17 protein-coding genes are annotated in these 19666 nt (G+C 71.9%); 11 read left to right on the forward strand and 6 right to left on the reverse strand.

All coding sequences use genetic code 11. The features are described 5' to 3' along the window. Positions 1–4: 4 nt before the first annotated feature. Genes Pta02_RS00855 through Pta02_RS00865 form a run of 3 tightly spaced genes read right to left on the reverse strand, consistent with a single transcriptional unit; the run spans position 5 to position 5509 of the window. Complete coding sequence (locus Pta02_RS00855) at positions 5–2128, reverse strand: hypothetical protein (protein ID WP_203872659.1); 2124 nt, start codon at positions 2126–2128, stop codon at positions 5–7. Further along, positions 2125–4287, reverse strand: coding sequence for a hypothetical protein (locus tag Pta02_RS00860; protein WP_203872660.1), 2163 nt, complete (start codon positions 4285–4287; stop codon positions 2125–2127). Before Pta02_RS00860 ends, Pta02_RS00855 begins: the two co-directional genes overlap by 4 nt. A 28-nt stretch (positions 4288–4315) precedes the next feature. Beyond that, a complete protein-coding gene (locus Pta02_RS00865; RefSeq protein ID WP_203872661.1) occupies positions 4316–5509 on the reverse strand; it encodes a DUF8094 domain-containing protein in 1194 nt (397 codons plus the stop codon). A gap of 408 nt (positions 5510–5917) precedes the next feature. Here Pta02_RS00865 and Pta02_RS00870 point away from each other — a divergent pair, with 408 nt between their 5' ends. Next, entirely contained in the window at positions 5918–6547 is a 630-nt protein-coding gene (locus Pta02_RS00870; RefSeq protein ID WP_203872662.1) for a hypothetical protein, read from the forward strand. Between the two features lie 152 nt (positions 6548–6699). Here Pta02_RS00870 and Pta02_RS00875 read toward each other — a convergent pair whose 3' ends face one another. Then, a complete protein-coding gene (locus Pta02_RS00875) occupies positions 6700–7038 on the reverse strand; it encodes an STAS domain-containing protein (protein WP_203872663.1) in 339 nt (112 codons plus the stop codon). Between the two features lie 57 nt (positions 7039–7095). Continuing rightward, positions 7096–7794, reverse strand: coding sequence for a GAF and ANTAR domain-containing protein (locus Pta02_RS00880; RefSeq protein ID WP_203872664.1), 699 nt, complete (start codon positions 7792–7794; stop codon positions 7096–7098). 135 nt (positions 7795–7929) lie between these two features. Between Pta02_RS00880 and Pta02_RS00885 the strand changes: the two genes are divergently transcribed. The 8 genes from Pta02_RS00885 to Pta02_RS00920 all read left to right on the forward strand — a co-directional run bounded on the left by Pta02_RS00885 (position 7930) and on the right by Pta02_RS00920 (position 14426). Further along, positions 7930–9066 carry a GAF domain-containing protein gene (locus Pta02_RS00885; protein ID WP_203872665.1) on the forward strand — a complete coding sequence of 379 codons (1137 nt, stop codon included), beginning with the start codon at positions 7930–7932 and terminating at the stop codon, positions 9064–9066. A 221-nt stretch (positions 9067–9287) separates the two neighbouring features. Beyond that, positions 9288–9872, forward strand: coding sequence for a TetR/AcrR family transcriptional regulator (locus Pta02_RS00890; protein ID WP_203872666.1), 585 nt, complete (start codon positions 9288–9290; stop codon positions 9870–9872). Between the two features lie 166 nt (positions 9873–10038). Then, positions 10039–10581: a dihydrofolate reductase family protein gene (locus tag Pta02_RS00895; protein WP_203872667.1), complete on the forward strand. Its 543-nt coding sequence runs from the start codon at positions 10039–10041 to the stop codon at positions 10579–10581. A gap of 562 nt (positions 10582–11143) precedes the next feature. Continuing rightward, positions 11144–12109, forward strand: a complete 966-nt coding sequence (locus tag Pta02_RS00900; RefSeq protein ID WP_203872668.1) for a hypothetical protein — start codon at positions 11144–11146, stop codon at positions 12107–12109. Continuing rightward, positions 12106–12597, forward strand: coding sequence for an RDD family protein (locus Pta02_RS00905; protein ID WP_203872669.1), 492 nt, complete (start codon positions 12106–12108; stop codon positions 12595–12597). Before Pta02_RS00900 ends, Pta02_RS00905 begins: the two co-directional genes overlap by 4 nt. A 112-nt stretch (positions 12598–12709) precedes the next feature. Beyond that, complete coding sequence (locus Pta02_RS00910) at positions 12710–12997, forward strand: GlsB/YeaQ/YmgE family stress response membrane protein (RefSeq protein WP_203872670.1); 288 nt, start codon at positions 12710–12712, stop codon at positions 12995–12997. A gap of 29 nt (positions 12998–13026) precedes the next feature. Continuing rightward, positions 13027–13182 (forward strand): hypothetical protein, encoded by a 156-nt coding sequence (locus tag Pta02_RS00915; protein ID WP_203872671.1) that lies wholly within the window; start codon positions 13027–13029, stop codon positions 13180–13182. Between the two features lie 38 nt (positions 13183–13220). Further along, positions 13221–14426, forward strand: a complete 1206-nt coding sequence (locus Pta02_RS00920) for a methyl-accepting chemotaxis protein (RefSeq protein WP_203872672.1) — start codon at positions 13221–13223, stop codon at positions 14424–14426. A 216-nt stretch (positions 14427–14642) separates the two neighbouring features. On the opposite strand, the gene Pta02_RS00925 is transcribed toward Pta02_RS00920, so the two are convergent. Then, positions 14643–16097 carry an MDR family MFS transporter gene (locus Pta02_RS00925; RefSeq protein ID WP_239129195.1) on the reverse strand — a complete coding sequence of 485 codons (1455 nt, stop codon included), beginning with the start codon at positions 16095–16097 and terminating at the stop codon, positions 14643–14645. Between the two features lie 275 nt (positions 16098–16372). Here Pta02_RS00925 and Pta02_RS00930 point away from each other — a divergent pair, with 275 nt between their 5' ends. Both Pta02_RS00930 and Pta02_RS00935 read left to right on the forward strand, forming a co-directional pair. Then, positions 16373–18088: an MFS transporter gene (locus tag Pta02_RS00930; protein WP_203872673.1), complete on the forward strand. Its 1716-nt coding sequence runs from the start codon at positions 16373–16375 to the stop codon at positions 18086–18088. Continuing rightward, a complete protein-coding gene (locus tag Pta02_RS00935) occupies positions 18081–19658 on the forward strand; it encodes a GMC family oxidoreductase (RefSeq protein WP_203872674.1) in 1578 nt (525 codons plus the stop codon). Before Pta02_RS00930 ends, Pta02_RS00935 begins: the two co-directional genes overlap by 8 nt. Positions 19659–19666: the final 8 nt, after the last annotated feature.

The raw sequence follows: 19666 nt of genomic DNA on the forward strand, positions 1-19666 counted from the left end.
CTGGTCAGCAGGTGCGCCAGCGCACCACCGTGGAGATCGAGTCGTCGGGTCCGTGGAGGGTCATCGGGGCGGCGGCGGGGGCGGCTGCGCCGCACCAGTGGCGGACCCGGAGGGCGCGAACGGTGATCACGGCCGCGTCCCCCCGTTCCAGGGTTCCGCCGGCGGGGCTCACGACCAGGCCGGGGGCGGACAGGCGCCACCGCACCTCGTCTCCCGACACGGAGCTGATGATCATGCTGCCCCTGCCGTACTCGTCCAGGACGACCTCGGCGGGCATGCGCAGCCGGGTCGCGAGACCGCCCTCCCCGGCCGCGACGCCGGGCGCCGCGACGACGCTCCGCCCGGTGAGGGCGGTGGGAGTGACGCTGGTCGTGGCGGCCCGGGGCAGGGACGAGGGCAGGACCCCGGCTCCGGGCCCGTTCCCCAGCGCGGGCCCCAGGACGTTCATCCCGGTCAGGGTCCCGGCCACTCCCGCGACGGCGACGATGACGACCCGCATGGCGGTGGCCCGGGCCCTGACCCCGGCCAGCGCGAGCGCGTCGGCGAACCGGGACCCGGAGGCCCCGTCACGACGGCGTTCCCGGCCGGGTGTCTCCCAGGAGAGGGGCCGCGTGTCGGGGGTGGGGATGAGCCCGGGGATATCGAGGTTCGCCCGGTTGGCGGGAGCCGCGGGGACCGGGGGATCGGCGGGGACGTCGAGGTCCGCCCGGACTGCGGGAAGGGCGGGGACGGCCGGGACGGTGTCGTCCTCCCGGGCGTGAACCCCGCCGGCCCGGGCCCGCGGGATGGACGGGAGCGTCTCCTCCTCCCGCCAGGAGACGGAGATCCGCGAGGGCCGCACGGAAGGCTCCGGGGAAGCCGCCCCGGCCGGACCGAGGCCACCCATCGCGTACGGCGCCGCCCTGCCCGGGCTGGGACTGTCTGCCGCGTGCGGTGCCGTCCTGTTCGGGCTGGAACCACCCATTCCATAGGGCGCCGTCTTGCCCGGGCTGGAACCGCCCATCCCGTACGGCGCTGCCTCGTCCGGGCCGGGACTGTCCGCTGCGCGCGGCCTGTCCGGGTCGAGGCCGTTCGCCGCGTACGGCGCCGTGCCCCGACGTGGCCCGGGCGCTCCGGTGGCCGTGGACGCCCTCCCGTCTCCCCGCGGCCCCGGATCCCCGGGAGACCCCGTGTCCTCGGGCGGTCCCGGGTCCTCGGGCGGCGGGGGGTCCTCGCGAGGCTCCGGGGCCTCGGGAGGACCGGTCGTCTCTCCGGGCGGGCGGAAATCTCCGGGTGGGCGGAAATCTCCGGACCGGGCTGCCTCCTCCGCCAGGCGGGGGTCTCCGAGCGGTCCGGGGTCCGCGGGGGAGCGGGTGCCCGTGGAGAGGAGGGAGGCCGTCAGCCGCCGGACGGCCTCCGGGGTCAGGGGCTGGAGCGGCGGGTTGGCGATCATCTGGGGGACCGTGTAGCGGATGTTGATGGGCCGCGTGCACGCGGGACACCGGGTGATGTGGGCCAGCAGATCGGAGCCGGCGGCCTCGGAGGCGGGCAGCGGATTCCGCCGTCCGTCGGGCAACGCCGTGTCGGAGGCGGGCGGTGGGTCCCGCCTCCCGCCGGGGAACGCCGACTCCGCCAGCGGGCGCAGCTCCGGGCAGGACCCGCGGTCGTGGGCCAGCCCGTCCAGCGCGCTGACCAGGGTCTCGATGACGTCCTGTGTCCTGGTCGCGAGCCTGTCGACCTCCTGCACGGGCAGGGCGAGGATGTGGGAGAGATCCTCCGGGCTCAGCTCGTGCCGGAACATCAGCCGGAGGGCCTCGGTGCCCAGCGGATCGGCGAGCCGCCACGCCCGCTCGATCAGCACGGCGCCCGGCAGGCCCGGTCCGGTGCCCGGGGCGTACCCCTCCCTGTGGCCGGGCGCGGTGGAGCACTCACGCCGGAGTACGGCCAGCAGCCACGCCCGGGCCGGGACGCTCTCGGGGACGGTCCGGGCACCGCACGCCGCGATGACGGAGGCGACCGCCGCGGGCGCCCGGTCCTCGCCGAGGTGGTATCCGGCGTAGTCCAGCAGGTGCGCACCGTGCTCGCTCACCCAGGCCGCCCACTGACCGGGGCCGGGTGCGGTGCCCCCGGAGGGGACGGGCGGGCTCACGGGCCCGTGTACCCGCCGGTGTCCGGCCGGCCCTCATCCGGCTCCGGCGGCCCCTCTCCCGATCCCGGCCACTGCTCGTCCGGGGTCGCCGGAACCTCGTCCTGCACCGGCGGGCTCTCCGCGGTGTCCGGCCGGTCGGTCTCCTGCGCCGGTGAATCACCGACGGTGTCCGGACGGTCGTCCTGCACGGGCGGGTCGCCGATGGTGTCCGGCCGGTCGGCGTCCGGCTTCGGACGGTTGTCCCGCACGCGCGGGCGATCCGCGCCCGGTCTCGGCGGATCCGTCACCACGAGCTCCAGTTCGCGCTCGGGGAGACCGGTGAACTTGGTCCAGTTGCTGACCTCACCGGGGGCCGGTTCCACGAGGAGCCAGCGGATGAAGGCGGGCCACTGGCACGAGTCGTGGGGGATGCCGCCCTCGGGTGAGGCCGCGCCGCTTTGGGACGAGCGGAACCCGCGGAGCTCGGCGGCGGTGTAGTCACGGCACGCGGGGGTGCCGGGCGGGGCGATGTCGAGGTCCCATACGCCCTCGGCGTCGGTGTAGCGCATGTTCCTGTCCAGCCCCAGGGCCTCGCGGGCGCGCTTGAGCAGCTCGGGGTTCCGGAAGACGGGCAGGGAGGGGTCGCCGTGGACGGAGCCGTCATCGGACGGGGCCGAGGCGGTGGGAGAGTCCTCCCCGGGATCCGGAGCCTCGGTCTGGTCCGGCTCCGAACTCTCGGCGGGCGGCGCGGGAGACTCGGCCGAGGTCTCTTCGGGACTCGGCGCAGGCGGCGCGGAACTCTCTTCGGGGCGCCGGTCGGGAGGCGCGGGGCTGTCGTCGGGGTGCCGGCCGGACGGCGGAGCCGAGGACTCCCCGGGACCGGGGGTCGGTGTGATCCGGATATCCGGCGGGTCCTGGCCGTCCCGGGGCGGTACCGCCGGGCGCAGCGTCCCCACCGAGGGCGGGGCGGGCCTGCCCGTGTCGGCGGGGGGCGGCGAGGCCGTACCGGTGCTCGCCGACGGTGTGGGGATGCCGGAGCTCGCCGACGGTGTCGGAGCCGGAGTGCCCGTGCTCGCCGAGGCTGTGGGAGTACCGGTGCTCGCCGACGGCGTCGGGGTGCCCGTGCTCGCCGACGGCGTCGGAGCCGGCGTGGGAGTGCCGGAGCTCATCGACGGTGTCGGAGTCGGAGTGCCTGTGCTCGCTGACGGCGTGGGGATCCCCGTGCTCGCCGAGGCCGTCGGGGTGCCGGTGGCGGTGGGCGGCGGGGCCGTACTGATGCTCGCCGTCGGGGTGGGTTTGACGGGCGGCGGGGCCGGTGGGGACGGGTGCCGGTTGCTCGTGGAGGGGCCCGGCACCCCGCCGCTCCGGGACGCGGTCGGGCGGGCGGAGGGGAGAGCGGGCTCGTCCGTGATTTTCCCGATGGTGATCTTCGGGGCGGAGGGCTCCACGGGCTTGTTCTCCGGCTTCACGGACTCCTTCTTCGTCTTCTCCGGGGCGGCCTTCGTCTTCTGGGGGGCGGGCTTGGTCGCCGTCGTGCGCCGCGGGGGCGGGGGCGCGGGGTTCGTCGTCTTCTTCGGCGGCTCGGGAACGGCCTGCTTGGGCGGGCCCGCCGTCTTCTTGGGCGGGGCGGACGACTGCTTCGGCGGGGCGGACGTCTTCTTGGTCGGGGCGGGTTTGCCGCTGGGGTTGCCCGGTACGAAGGCGGTCAGGACGCCGCCGACCGCGGGCAGGGCGGTGCAGCCGGAATCACCGGAGTCGACCGCGCGGCCGTCCGTGGTGACGGTGAGACAGACCCGGCCGGTCCCGCCCGGGGCGGCGGCCGTGTCGCTCTCATCCGCGGTCCCGGCGGCCTCGTCCTCACCCGAGGCGGTGACCGATTTGTCCTTACCCGGCGCCGTGTCGTCCTCGCCCGGCATCGTGATCGTGCTGCCCTCGTCCGAGCCCGTCAGGGAGAGCGGCGCGTCGGTTTCCTGCGAGGCCTGCGAGGCCTGCGAGGTCCATGTTCCCGCTCCGGCGTTCAGGACGTAGGTGCCCGCGGCGAGCCGTACCGTCTCCGCCCGATCCGGATGGGACCGCCCGGATATGACGATTCCCAGCCCGGCTCCGGCTCCGAACACCCCTACCGCGACGGTCGCGGTGACCACGGTCGCCCGCGATGGTCTGCGTGATGGTGCCGTCATGTGAACCTTCCGCTCCTTTCCGGGGACGTCAGGTGCCGTGGCTCTCCAGGACTTCGGACCACTCGCCGAGCACGCGGACCCTTTCACTGGAACCCGCTGGTGGTACATGGGCCACATAGATGCGGCCGTAGGTCGCGCTCGCCGTACGGGCGAACGCCTTGCCGTCGGTGCGGACGGCGGCCGATCCCTTCAACGCGACCTTCGCGCCCGCCCTGCGGGCCTGGCGCAGATCGGTGGACCGGGCGCCGTACCAGATCAGAGCGCCTCCGTCGTCGGTCATCAGCGAGCGCACCGGACCCTCGGGCCGGAAGGAGAGCGTGAGCCTCCATCCGGCCCGCTCCAGACGGGCCCGCTCCTGCTGCCAGAACCGTACGGCCCGGCCGGTCCAGGGACCGTCGGCGAAGCGGGGGTCGGGGGTGGCGCTCTCCAGGCTCGCCAGATGGGCCCGGGCGACCTGACGCGGTGTCGCCAGCAGGCCGGAGGCGTTCTCCGGCAGGCTCGTGGCGTAGCCGCCGGAGTCGGTCGCGACGCCGGGCAGCGGCGCCGGCGGCGTGCGGGTGTCGGCGGTGAACGCCGTGGCCCGCCATCCGTCCGGGGTGGCGGTCAGTACCTCGCTGATCCGGGCGACTCCTTTCTGGTAGGAGACGGCCGCGAACCAGCCGGTGGTCCCGCCCGCGTCCCGGGGGACCAGCAGCTCCGGCTCGGGCCAGAGCCCGGAAGCCGGTTTCTCGCCACGCATGCGGGCGGTCTCGAAGCTCGCCCGCGACATCTCCAGCGCCAGGCCCTGCTCCAGCCCGCCCATGGCCCGGGCGTTCCTGGTGGCCTGGGCGATCGAGAGGTCACGGGTGTAGCGGTCGTGGACGCGCCGTGCCTCCTCGACGGTGATGCGGGAGGGCGGGGACTCCGCCGACGGGGGGACGACCGTCTGCCGGGGCGTCCCGGCGGGAGCGGCGGAGCGGACAGGTTCTGCCGCCGGTTCGGGCGGATCGGATACGGCGGCCCATGTCCCCACGCCGCCCACGACCGCCAGTGCCGCTCCGGACAGGACGACCTTCCTCCACCCGGAGGTGGGCAGACGTTCGGGTTCCCACTGCCCGTCGTCCTGGAAGTCGTCCCGGAGGTCATCCAGGAAGTCGTCCTGAAAGCCGCGCCCGGCACGGGTGCCGGTGTGCTCAGAGAGCCGGACGGCCTTGTCCGGTGGATCTGACGCATTCTGCGGCATAGATCCAGATATTAGACTGACAGCGATTCCCGCGGAAGGTAAATAAGGGGAGTTATTGGCATTTAGGGCTTACTCCATCTAAATGCCATGAATAGGGGAATGTGGACCGGCCGAAAAGCGATATCGGACACACCGTTGCCGACAGCCGGCCTGTTTCCGGGACTTCTCTGGAGAGCCTCCGGGTGCGAGGATATGTAGATCATTCGGGAATGATTTATTCACTCCGCGAGTGGGAATGAACGGCCGCCGTCGGCTTATTGACATGAAATCCAATCACATTCGCGTGCCGTCCACCCGCAGACCGCGCCTCCGGACGCGGAGGGCCCGGAAGGCTTGACCGCTCCCCCGAACGGGAGTCCTCTCGTCATGACGCCGATGGCCGGGCCGGCCGAGGGGATGTGACGGCGGATGTCCTCCGGATCACGTACACCGCGCCGCCTGCTGGTACGGCAGGCCGTCTCCGTGGTGGCGGCGACGTTCCTGGTCGTCTATCTCGTCCTGGTGCCGCTCGGGTTCGTCGAGCAGGACCACCGGCTCTCGACGCCGGAGATCCTGCTCGCGGTGGCGGTCATCGTGCTGTCGCAGTACTCCGTCGAGGACCTGACGGTCGACGCGAGCGGGGCCAGCAGGATCCGGCTGCGCCGCATCGAGAACCGCCAGCGGGCCATCGAGTCGGACATCAAGGTCCTGCAGGTGGCGCTGTCGGGCATCGTGACCAAGCACGAGCTCCGGCACCTGCGGGGGCTGGACTCCGAAGGGCCCTTCGACGTGCAGTACTCCAACCACATGGTCAGGGAACTGGAGAGGCTGGACGCCATGCGGTTCGTGGTCCCGGTGCAGCAGGCGGGGATCAACGCCATCCGCAGGGACCACGAGGCGCCCGACGACAGATTCGACCTCCAGGACTACGTCCGGATCACCAACCGCGGCCGGGAGTACCTGAAACTCCTCGACGCGGTCGCCGCCCAGGGCGACCAGACCTGGCTGGACGACATCGCGCCCCAGGAGGGCGAGGCCCCCCGGCCGGACCAGGCCTGAGCCGCCCGGCACCGCCCGACGCTGTCCGGCACTGCTCGGTGCTGCCCGACGGGCGGGCGTGCGGCGGGGACGACCCCGGTCCGCGACCGGGGTCGTCCCCGCTTCGGGCCGGGGCCCGCGTGTCACCCGTGGTGTTCCGGCGCCGCCGGATCTCATCCCGCAGGTATCGCTCCTCGGTCGGAGGACAGCAGGGTGAAGACCTGGTCAACGCAGGCAGCACGCAACAGGAGCTGGATCGGCCTGCTGGGAGCGATGATGGCCAGATCGCCCCCGCGGAAGCGGGTGGCGGTCCGGACATGGAGGAGAGCCGCGATACCGGTGAAATCCATGAAGGTCACCTGCGACAGCTTCACTACCAGCCTCGGTCCGCGTTGTTCGACCACGGTGAGGAGGAAGTCCTGGAGATCGAGCGCCGTTTCGGTGTCGATCTCACCTGCGACGTCCACTACGACACGATCGGTACGCGCACGCACGTTGAAGCGCAAATTCACAACGGTTTCCGTTTGTAAAGGCAGTCGTCAGCGCGCTTTTGTGCTGCGCGGGGTTGTCTACCCCATCTCCTCGGGCCGAACCCTCTTTTCTGTCTCCTGCCCGAGGTCCCGGTTGATGAGCAGACGGGCGACCTCCCGGAGCTTGAGGTGGGAGTTCTGGGACGTCCTGCGCAGCTCGGCGAACGCCTCGTCGGCGTCGCAGCCCAGCGCCTGCATGATCATCCCCTTGGCCTGCTCGATGGGCCAGCGGGAGGCGAGGATCTTGCGCAGTTCCTCGACGGTCCGCTGTCCCCGGTCCCTGACGTCGAAGCCGATGCTCAGCAGCGCCGCCTGACGGGCGAAGGCCGTCGCCAGGGCGCCGTCGACCCGGCCGGGCACGCCGGGACGCAGGCCGTACAGGGTGACCGCGGTGGTCGTCTCCTGGAGGGAGGCGACGGCGGCCACGCAGGAGCGCACCCCGCGCCGCGCCATCGCCTCGCAGAAGCGGGACCAGCGGCTCTCGTGCAGGGCGTCGGTCACGTGGATGGGCGCCTCCCGGGCCAGGGCGTCCCAGGTGGGACCCTCGTGAAGCTCCAGTTCGAGTTCGGCGATCTCCCCCAGCTCCGGGTACGAGGCGACCAGCAGGGGGTCGCTTCCGGCGTGGAGCACCGCGGCCGACGCGCCGCACACCCCCGCCACCGAGGCGGCCTGCCGGGTGAGAGCGCTCAACGCTCCGGCCGGGGTGTCGTCCGGAGTCTCAAGACCTGACTTTTCCATGACGCGACCTTCGGGATTTTTCGCCACTGCTGCTGATATGAGTGGTGCTCTAAGCCCGATCGTCCGGTGTGCGGTTCCATGCGAGTCCTCACGACGCCGGGTTGTTCACGATAGGGAAAGTCGGAGGAGAAGTCAGTGATCGCCTCTCAGGAATCGAGGGCTTTCGAGCAGGAGATCCTCCGTTTCCAGCAGCGGCTTTCCCAGCTGCGGGAGTCGCGCTCCCTCGTGGAGGGCTCCGAGGAGGTCATGGGCCTCATGGACGCGGCCCTGCTGGAGCTCGACGTCGCCTTCGAGGAACTGAGGGTGCGCCACGAGGAGGTCAACGAGTCCACCGAGCAGCTGCTGGCGGCGCAGAGCACCGTGGACGAGGAGAAACGGCTCCTGCACGCCGCGTTCGTGAACGCGCCGGTCCCGATCCTCCTGCTGGAGGGGGAGGGGGCGGTCATCAGGCGGGCCAGCCTCCGCGCCCTGCAACTGCTCGACGTCTCGCACGCCTACGTGGTGGGACGGCCGTTCCCCGTCTTCGTCGATCTGAAGTTCAGGGCGGCGCTGCGCTCCGCCCTGGCCGCCGCGGGCCGTACGGACGCCGTCCGGACGGTGCGCAGCCGGGTGATCCGCCGCCGTCTGCACCCGGTCGACCTCACCCTCGCCATGACCCGGCTGGACATCCGGGGCGCCGCCCGGACCATGACCCTGGTCATGATCCCGCTCGTCGAGGGGGTCGAAGGGGCCGGGGGGCCCGCGGCCGAGCGCGAGGCGACGCTGGAGGAGTGCCGGAACCAGGCCGAACGCGGTGACCTCATCAGCGCGTTCACCCGGCAGTTGCTGTCGGAGAACATGACGCTGCGCCAGGCGGGTCAGACGCTGCTCGACCACTTCGCTGACTGGATCTTCATCGACCTGGCCGGCGAGGGGGAGGAGTGGCGGCGGGAGGTCGTCCTGCACCAGGACCGGGCCTCCGACGAGCTGCTGCGCGCGGTGTCCGGCCCGGCCGAGCTGTCGCGGCGGGTCCGCGGGTCCAGGCAGCCCTTCCTCGGTGCCCATCTCGACGATCCCTCCGTCCTCGGGCGGGACGACGACGGGATCTGCCTGGCGACGAGGCTGGAGGCGGGTTCGCTGATATGCGCCCCGCTGGTCGCCGGGAACGAGCCGCTCGGCGCCGTCACCGCCGTACGCAGGACGGGCGTCGCAGGCACGTTCAGCCTGGCCGAGGCCGGCCTGTTCGAGGAGCTCTGCGGCCACCTGGCGTTATGGATGAAGCGGTTCGGATAGGCCGCGCCGCGCGGGAAGCGGCGTGGGCGAGGCTGTGTCGGGCGGGACGGAGCGGTGCGTGCGAGACCGTGTCGGACGGGACGGCATCGGGCGGGGCGGTGCTGGGATGCCGCGGGTCACCTTCTCGCCGACGGTAAATGTCCGTTCGTTTACGAACTCGGGCGCACGGGGTATACGGTGGCAGCCCGCCGTACCGCCGGACGCTAACGAGGGAGGGCGCCGTGGCGAGGCCCCGGACGACCAGCGACGAGGCGATCCTGGCCGCCGCCGGCCGGGCGATCGGGCGCCACGGTCCCGCCGGGGTGACGCTGGCGGCGGTGGCCGAGCAGGCGGGACTTTCCCCCGCCACACTCGTGCAGCGCTTCGGCTCGAAACGCGGGCTGCTGCTGGCGGTGGCCGAGCAGGCGGCGCGGGTCGCCGGCGTCCCGTTCGGCGCCGCGCGCCGGGAGCACGACTCGCCCCTGGCCGCCCTGTACGCGGCCCTGTCCGGCCTGGCCGCCGATGTGCGGACGCCCGAGGAGATGGCCAACAGCCTCGGCTTCCTCCAGCTCGACCTGACCGACTCCGACTTCCGCGCCCACGCGGTCGCGCACACGCGTGAGACGCGCCGCGAGATCGCCGGACTCCTGGCCGACGCCGTGGCGGCGGGCGAGCTGGCCCCCGGCGAGAACGTGGAGGAGCTGGCCCGGGCGGTGCACGTCACCTACAACGGCACGCTGATCCTGTGGGCCATGACGGCGGACGGCTCGCTCGTCGACGCGCTGCGCTCGGATCTCGACCGGCTGCTGCGGCCCTACCGCGCCTGACCCGCCGGACGGCGGTCCCGCGCGGTGTCGCGGAGCCAGTTAGTAAATGATTATTCGTTTACAAATTGGGACTCACCGGATAGGGTTACCGAACACTCATTCACAAACTGTCGACCTGCGGCGTTTCCCTGCCCGGGACCCGCCGCAGGATGAGAGCGGGGTACGCGTGATCTCCCACCGGCCGTTCACCTCGTCGGTGTTCATCGGAACCAGCCTGGACGGGTTCATCGCCCGCGCCGACGGCGACATCGACTGGCTCACCAGCAGGGGGGAGGCCGCCGGCGACACCGGTTACCACGAGTTCATGGACGGCATCGACACGGTGGTGATGGGCCGCGCCACCTACGAGAAGGTCCTGACCTTCGGCGCCGACGACTGGCCGTACGGCGGCAGGCACGTGGCCGTGCTCAGCACCCGCCTGGAGGCCGGCGCCGACCCGCGCGTCACCGTCTACCGGGATCTGGACGAGCTCGTACGCGGGCTGTCCGCCCGGGGGACCGAGCGGGTGTACGCGGACGGCGGCCAGGTGATCCAGAGCTTCCTGCGCGCGGGCCTGCTGGACCGGCTCACGATCACCACGGTCCCGGTCCTGCTGGGAACGGGGCTTCCCCTCTTCGGCCCCCTCGGCGGCGACGTCGCCCTGACCCACCGTTCGACCAGGGACCTCGGCGCCGGTCTCGTCCAGTCCACCTACACGATCGATCGCTGAGCCCGTCCGGGGCGGGCGGTCACCCTTTTCGGGTGGTCTGGGGCCGGTGCCCGCGAGTGGACGGTGTGCTCATCGGCGATCGCACCGTACCGGCCGGCGGTGCGGCCCCCGGCCGGGCGGGCGACGGCGACGGAGGGAGCCGGCACGAGGCACCACACCATGACGACGGGACCGCTCCGGGAACGATCCGGCCGGCCCCGGCCCGGGAGTCGAGATGAGACCCGATGGCGAGACGGCCGATCCGGCGGTCCGGGGGCCGTTGAGCCACGGACCGGCGACTCAGGGGTCGTCGAATGATCAACCGGTGACCTGGACGCTGTTGAGTGGCGGACCGGTGTCCCGGGAGCCGTCGAGCGATGGACCGGGAACTCAAGGGTCGTCGAGTGGCGGACCGGTGACTCCGGGGGCGTCGAGTGGTGGATCGGGGACTCAAGAGTCGTCGAGTGATGGACCGGTGTCCCGGGAGCCGTTGAGCGATGGACCGGCGGCTCAAGGATCGCCGAGTGACGGGCCGGCGTTCCGGGAGGCGGCGAGCGATCTCCGGCGGACGGCCGGGCTCGCGGTGGGTGTCGCGCACGTCGCCGCGACGGCACTGCGCGCCGCGCTCGGGAGGGCGCCCGGCGGACCGGATCGGGCCTTCGACGTCGTGGTCGGGGCGGGCAGCCTCGCCGGTGCGGGAATCGGCAGGCTGGGGCGGCTGGTCGTGACCGTGACGCGTCCGGTCGCCCGCGTGGTCCTCCACCCGCCGGTGCTGGCACCGCGGTACCATCCGGCGCGCTGGGTGGAGGAGGCCGCCGACCGCGGGCGCCGGGTACGGCTGCGCGGCGAACGCGACCTCGAAGAAGTGGTCGACGCCCTGGTTCCCGTCGTCGTGGAACAGGTACTGCGCCGTCTGGACCTGACGGCCATGGTGGCCGAGAACGTCGACCTGGACGCGCTGGTCGCCAGTGTGGACCTGGACGCGGTCGCCGCCCGCATCGACCTGGACACGGCTGCCGCGCGGGTCGATCTGGACGCCGCGGCCACGCGGATCGACGTGGACGCGATCGCCCGCCGTCTGGACCTGGAGTCGATCATCGCGCGGATCGACCTCGTTGGTCTCACCGAGCAGATCCTCGACGCCATCGACCTGCCGGAGATCATCCGGGACTCCACCGGGTCGATGACCTCAGGCGTGGTGCGCGGCGTGCGCATGCAGAGCATCGGCGCGGACGAGACGGTGTCGCGCGTCTTCGGCCGGATCCTCCGCCGCCGCCGTTCCCCCGCGCCCCCGGACGGATCCCCGGCCACCCCGGCCTCCCCGAACGGCACCCCCACGGCCACGGCGTCCCTAGAGGAAACTCCCACGGTCGCGATGCCTCCGGACGGTTCCCCGGCCGGGATTCCCACGGCCACGGTGTTCCCGGACGGGACTCCGGCGGCCGTGACGCCTCCGGGCGGATTCTCCGTCGTCCCGGGATCGTCCGTCGCCGGGCAGGACCTTCCCGGGCCGGCGTCCGGGCCGGCGTCCGGGCAGGGGCGGGGATGACCCCGCACGGCGTCTCGCCCGTGCCGCGGGAGGCGAGGCCGTACCAGGGTCACCGTGCCGGGGTGGTGAGCCGTTTCCTGGCCGCCGCCGTCGACCTGGCCGTCGTGATCGGCGCCGTGGTGGGGGTGTACGCCGTCTGGGCGACGCTGCTGTTCCTTCTCGATCCGCTCGGGTTCAGCTTTCCGCGGGCACCGGTGCGCCTCTCCATCGTGACGGGATTCGTCATCCTCGTCCTCTACCTCGCGGGCTGCTGGGCCACGACGGGCCGCACCTTCGGCAACCACCTCATGGGGCTGCGCGCGGTGAACTTCCGCGGTGAACGGATGCGGCTGGCGGGCGCGCTGGTGCGGGCGGTCGCCTACGCCGTCTTCCCGATCGGACTGTTCTGGGTCGCGGTGAGCCGTGACAACCGGTCCCTGGCGGACCTGGTGCTGCGGACGTCGGTCATCTACGACTGGCTGCCGGTCCACCCTCCGTCGGAGGGGTGAGAGCTCCGCGTGGCCCGGTGCGGACGTCATCACCCGCCGTGGGGGAGCCGCCCGGCCGTACGGCGGCGGCACCATCGGATGCCCCGTGGTCACGGAACCCTAGGAGGCCGTAATGATCGGAGCCCTGCTGCTCGGCTTCGTGGCGGGTGTCGTCGCGCGCATGCTGATGCCGGGAGACGCGTTCCGCCACATGGGAGGGCCGATGTCCTGGCTGGTCTCGCTCGGGCTCGGACTCGCCGGCGCACTGGTCGGCTATTTCATCTTCACCGTCCTCCTGGGCATCGGCGACACGGACATCTTCGACTGGGGCGGCATCATCGGAGCCGTCATCGGCACGATGATCGTGATTCCCATCGCGGGATGGTTCCTGCGCCGGCAGAACCTCCCGCCCACCGGCTGAGCGGTGAGGACCACGAGAACCACGGGGCGATGAACGCCCGCACGGCCGAGCTCGGCCGTGACCGCCGGTATGACTCCTACGACATCGAGATCGCCCGGGTGGAGCGCACGTACGGCTTCCGGTGCGCGGACGACCGGCCCGGTCATGAAAACGGCCTGGTCAGGCGAGAAACCGGCCGGTCGTAAAACCGCAACCCCGGGCCCCGCCTGCCGATGAAGCCGGTATGCCCACCACCTCTCCTTCTTCCAGCGCATCCGGGCTCAGCCGGGTGTGGAGGCTGTTCCCGAGCCTGCGCTCACTGCTGATGACCCTGGCCATCAGCCTGAGCGCGCTCGTCGTCACCATCCAGACCGTGGCGGCGGTGCGTTTCGCCCGCGATCACCTGGCCTCGGCCGAGTTCGACGAGTTCGTGAGCTCCCAGCTCACCGTCGGCGTGGTCAGCGTGCTGGTGGTGTCCGCGGTGGTGTTCTGGGTCTCGCTCAGCGTGACCCGCCCCATGCGGGAGACGCTGGCCTTCCTGAACCGCCTCGTCAGCCGTGACCTCACCGCGCGCATCGCAGTGGACGGACGCGACGAGGTCGGGCAGATCGGCCACGGCCTCAACGCGATGGTCGACATCATGGCCGAGGCCATCGGGAGCATGAGCTCCGGCGCGGCCGAGCTGGGCCGCTCGGCCGAGCGCCTCACCCGGGTGAGCGAGGAGCTCGACGCCAACGCCACCCGCGCCTCCTCCCAGGCCGGGGCCGTCTCGGCCGCGGCGGGCCAGGTGAGCGGGAACGTCCAGACGGTGGCGGGCGGCGTGGAGGAGATGACCTCCAGCATCGCCGAGATCTCCAAGAGCGCCTCGGAGGCCGCGCAGGTCGCCGCCTCGGGCGTGGAGACCGCGACGAACACCAACGCCACGGTCCGGCGGCTGGGCGAGAGCTCGAACGCGATCCAGGACGTGGTCCGCTCGATCACCGCAATCGCCGAGCAGACCAACCTGCTTGCGCTCAACGCCACGATCGAGGCGGCCCGGGCGGGCGAGGCCGGCAAGGGGTTCGCGGTGGTCGCCGGAGAGGTGAAGGACCTGGCCCAGCAGGCCGCCGACGCCACGGAGAACATCAGCACCCGCATCACCGCGATCCAGGCGGAGAGCCAGGACGCGGTCAGTGCGATCGGTCACATCAGCGAGATCATCGCTCAGGTCAGCGAGCTGCAGACCACGATCGCGGCCGCGGTGGAGGAGCAGACCGCCGTCACCGGCGAGATGGGCCGCAGCGTGAACGAGGCGGCCACGAGCAGCACCGAGATCGCCCACGGCATCGCCGACGTCGCCGAGGCCGCCCACACCGCCTCCTCCAGCGCCTCGCAGACCCGCGAGATGGCCCAGACGCTGCGCGAGACCTCCGGCCGGCTGCGCTCGGTCGTCGAGCGGTTCACCGTCTGAGGCGTCGACGACCCGGCCGGATGAGGACGGCCGAGCCCGATCAGAGCATCCGTCAGGCGGCCGCATGGGAGGTGGGCGCCGCCGCCGGCCGCCGCCCGTTCGCCGAAGACCGGGCCGCGGACGTGGCGGCCCGGCCGGGCGGGGCATGACCGGTGTGGTCGTACGGCGGGCCGGCCCGGCCGGGCCCTGAGGCCGCCGCCGGGCCGGCCGCCGGTGTCAGTGGACGGGCTGCTTGTGCTCGGCGGTGCTGTCCGCCCGGGCCGGCAGGAGCAGGGCGGCGATGATCACGATCACGGACAGCGCCGCGCCGATGACGAAGGCCATCCGCATGCCGTCGAGGGTGGCGGCCGCCTCGGCGACTCCCGCGGACTTCAGGGCGTCGGCCCGCGCGCTCATCACGGTGATCACGAGCGCGGTGCCGATGGCCCCGGCGACCTGCTGCAGCGTGCTCAGGATCGAGCTGCCGTGGGAGTAGAGGTGCGGGGGAACCGCGCCGAGCCCGAGGGTGAACACCGGGGTGAAGGTCGCGGCCAGGCTCACCATCAGCAGCGCGTGCAGCGCCAGGAGCTGCCAGTAGGGCATGGTCATGGTGACCTGGGTGAAACCGGCGAGCGCGAGCGTGATCCCGACCGCGCCGGGGATGACCAGGACCCGTCCGCCGAACCGGTCGAACAGCCGGCCGACGGTCGGACCGAGCAGTCCCATCGCCAGGCCGCCCGGCATCACGAGGAGGCCGGTCTCCAGGGTGCTGAGGCCGCGGAGAGTCTGCAGGTACAGCGGGAGCAGGATCATCGCGCCGAGCATCGCCATGAAGGCCACGGCCATCAGGATCAGCGAGATCGTGTAGGTGCGCCGGCGCAGGGTGCGCAGGTCCATCAGCGGCACGCCGCGCTTCTGCAGCGACAGCTGACGGAAGACGAAGACGACGATGGTGAGCAGGCCGGCCGCCACGATCACGGCGGCGAGACGGACGTCGCTCTCGAAGTGGCTGAGCCCGTAGACCAGGCCGCCGAAACCGGCGGCGGCGGTGACCACGCTGAACCAGTCGATGGTGCTGAACTGGGGCTCGCCGACGTTCTGGAGCTGCTTCAGGCCGCGCCAGGTGATCACGGCGGCGATGGGGAGCACCACGGCGAACAGCAGGCGCCAGGACCCGAGCTGGAGGATCACCCCCGAGATCGCCGGGCCCATCGCGGGCGCGACCGAGATGGCCAGCGTGACGTTGCCCATCACCCGGCCCCGGTCCGACTCGGGCACCACCTGCATCAGCGTGGTCATCAGCAGCGGCATCATCACGGCCGTCCCGGACGCCTGGACGATGCGGGCGCCCAGCAGCACCGCGAAGGACGGCGCGACGGCGGCCAGCGCCGTACCGAGCAGGAACAGGCCCATCGCGGTGGCGTACGCGGTGCGGGTGGAGACCCGCTGCAGGAACCATCCGGTGATCGGGATGACCGCGGCCATGGTCAGCATGAAGGCGGTCGAGAGCCACTGCGCGGTCTGCGCGGTGATCTGCAGCGCCCCCATCAGATCCGGGATCGCGTTGATCAGGATCGTCTCGTTGAGGATGACCACGAACGTGGCGAGCACCAGCAGCCGGATCACGGGCGGCGTGCGACCGGAAGCGGCGGCCGCGGGCTTGGCGGGTGAATCGAGCAATTGGCTGGACACGATACCTCGATCGGGTTGTCGGACATGACACGATCACGGCTGGCGTCCCAGCCTCTGCCCACAAGATTTGTGGTCGTCTAAAGAATGACGGGTGCCACCGACAAAACCCGTCGACCGCTCAACCCTCCGGTACGCGACGTGAAATGTCATCTGATTTTTCACCGGCTCACGTGTCCGGCTCACCCCGGGCGGGGGATGCCGGCCCCCGCCGGCCACGGCACGGTGGACCGACGGTATGGGCCGCGCCCTGCCACGTCGGCGTGGGGATGAGCGATATGGCTGAGACATCACGCACCACGGGCATGTCCGGAACCGCACCGCCCGCGGCACCGGCCCGGGCCGGCCCGGTACTGACCTCGTTGATCGCCGTGGCCGCGGTCGCGAACCTGAACCTGTCCGTCGCCAACGTCGCGTTGCCCTCGATCGGCCGGGCGTTCGACTCCTCGCAGACGACCCTGGACCTGATCGCGGTCGGTTACTCGCTCGGCCTGGCCGCCTCGGTCCTCTACCTCGGCGCGCTCGGCGACCGGTACGGGCGCAAGATGATGCTCCTCCTCGGCATGGCGCTGTCGATCCCGGCCTGCCTGGCCGCCGCCTACGCCCCCTCCGACGCCGTCCTGTTCGCGGCCCGGGTGGTCGGCGGAGTGTCCGCGGGCATGGCGTATCCGACCACGCTGGCGCTGATCACGGCGCTGTGGAACGGACCGGCGCGCACCCGGTCGATCGCGTTGTGGTCGGCCGTCGGCGGCGGCATCGCGGCACTCGGGCCGCTGGTGGCCGGGGCGCTGCTGGAGAAGTTCTGGTGGGGCTCGGTCTTCCTCGTCACATTGCCGCTGGCGGTGCTGGCCCTGGTGATGGCGTTCTTCCTCGTTCCCGGTCACGTCAACGAGACGACCGACCCGGTCGACAACCTCGGCGGCGTCCTGTCGGTCGTCCTGGTGGGGTCGCTCATCTTGGCGATCAACTTCGCGCCGGTGCCGGACAAGGGAACCCTCGCCCTCGGCGCGGTGGCGGTCGCGGGCGCCGCGCTGATCGGGTTCGTCATCCGGCAGCGGCGGGCGGAGAACCCGCTGTACGACCTGCACGTCGCCGGGCGCCGCGTCTTCTGGGTCGCGGCGGCCGCGGGGATCATCGTGTTCGGCTCGCTGATGAGCTCGGCGTTCGTGAGCCAGCAGTACCTGCAGAACGTGCTCGGCTACTCGACGCTGGCCGCCGGCGCGGCCTTCCTGCCGGCCGTCGTGTTCATGATCGTGGTGGCTCCGCGCTCGGCGAAGCTCGTGGAGTCGCGCGGGGCCCGGTTCACGCTGCTCACCGGTTACGTGTTCCTCCTGCTGGCCTTCGGCTGGATGCTGCTGCTGTGGCAGGAGGGCAGCCCGTACTGGCAGATCGGCCTCGCCTACGCGTTCATCGGGATCGGCGTCGGCTTCGCGGGCACGCCGGCCTCGCACTCGCTCACCGGCTCGGTCCCGGTACAGCGGGCCGGGATGGCCTCGGGTACCGCCGACCTGCAACGCGATCTGGGCGGCGCGATCCTGCAGTCGCTCTTCGGGGCGCTGCTCACCGCGGGGTACGCCGCGGCGTTCACCGCGACGATCGCGGCCTCGCCGGAAAGCCAGCAGGTCACCGGCGACGTCCAGGACATGCTGACCAAGTCGTTCTCCGGCGCCGCCGACATCGCGCAGCAGTACCCGCAGTACTCCGAGCAGATCACCGCCGCGGCGAAGGCGTCGTTCCTGTCCGGTGCGGACTGGGCGTACACCGCCGGGATCATCGCGATCCTGCTCGGCACGGTGCTCGTGTTCCTCCTGTTCCCGAGGAAGGAGGCCGAGCGGCGGCTGCTCGCCGCCTACCACGCCGAGGACACCGGCGGCCCGGTACGACGGGGGCCGCGGAAACCGGGTGATGACACCCCGGACGAAGGCACCCCGGACGAAGGCACCCCGGACAACGCTCCGATTCGACGTCTCGGCAAGGAGGCGGAAGATGGATGACGAACATTTCGACGTGATCGTGATCGGCACGGGCGCCGGCGGCGGCTCGCTGGCGTACCGGCTGGCGGGCACCGGCAAGCGGATCCTGATGCTGGAGCGCGGGGACTACCTCCCCCGCGAACGGGACAACTGGGAGTCCTCCGCCGTCTTCGTCAAGGGCGCGTACCGGGCCCCGGAGTTCTGGCTCGACCGGCACGGGCACGAGTTCCCGCCCGAGGTCAACTACTACGTCGGCGGGAACACCAAGTTCTACGGGGCGGCCCTGTTCCGGCTGCGGCCGGAGGATTTCGGCGAGCTGCGCCATCCGGGCGGCGTCTCGCCCGCCTGGCCGATCGGCTACGACGACCTCGAGCCGTACTACACCGAGGCGGAGCGGCTGTACCTGGTGCACGGCCAGCGCGGCGAGGACCCCACCGAGGGACCCGCGAGCGCCCCCTACCCCTTCCCGCCGGTGCAGCACGAACCACGCATCCAGGAGCTCAGCGACGACCTGGAGAAGCTGGGCCTGCGCCCCTTCCACCTGCCGATCGGGGTGAACCTCACGCAGGACGTGCAGGGCCGGGCGACCCACCACAGCGTGTGCATCCGCTGCGACCGCGTCGACGGATTCCCCTGCCTGGCCGGCGCCAAGTCCGACGCGCAGGTCATCTGCGTCGACCCCGCGCTGAAGCACGACAACGTACGACTGATCACCAACGCGTACGTCGAACGACTCGAAACCGATCCGTCCGGCCGTACCGTCACCACGGTCGTCACCGACCTCGGGGACGGTTCGACCGTGCGTTTGAGCGCGGACATCGTCGTGGTCTCGTGCGGTGCGGTGAACTCGGCGGCGCTGCTGCTGCGCTCCGCCGGCGATCGGCACCCCGGGGGCCTGGCCAACAGCTCCGGCGTGGTCGGGCGCCACTACATGCGGCACAACAACCTCGCGCTCATGGCGGTGTCGAAGGAGCCCAACCCGACCCGGTTCCAGAAGACACTGGCGATCAACGACTGGTACCTGGGGGACGAGGACTGGGACTATCCGCTGGGCGGCATCCAGATGCTGGGCAAGTCCGACGCCGAGCAGATCAAGGCCAACGCGCCGCGCTGGGCCGGCCGGGTCTCCCCCGAGATGCCCTTCGAGGTGCTGGCGCACCACGCCGTCGACTTCTGGCTGTGCGGGGAGGATCTCCCGCAGCCAGGCAACCGGGTCACCCTCGACGCCGACGGGCGCATCCGCCTGACGCTCGACGAGGAGAACAACGTCGAGGGGGTCAAGCGGCTGCGGCACAAACTGGAGGGCATGCTCGGCCACCTGGGGATGCACCCGCACCGGCTGCTCGACCACAGCATCTACCTGCACAAGGGGATGCCCATCGGGGCGACCGCGCACCAGGCCGGCACGGTCCGGTTCGGCACCGATCCGCGCAGCTCCGCGCTGGACGTCACCTGCAAGGCGCACGACCTCGACAACCTGTACGTCGTCGACACCGCCTTCTTCCCCAGCATCGGCGCGGTGAACCCGTCGCTGACCGCGATCGCCAACGCCCTGCGGGTCGGCGACCACATCGCCGGACGGCTCCGCTGACCGGCTCC

Source organism: Paraplanobispora takensis (assembly GCF_016863195.1).
Lineage (GTDB): Bacteria > Actinomycetota > Actinomycetes > Streptosporangiales > Streptosporangiaceae > Planobispora > Planobispora takensis.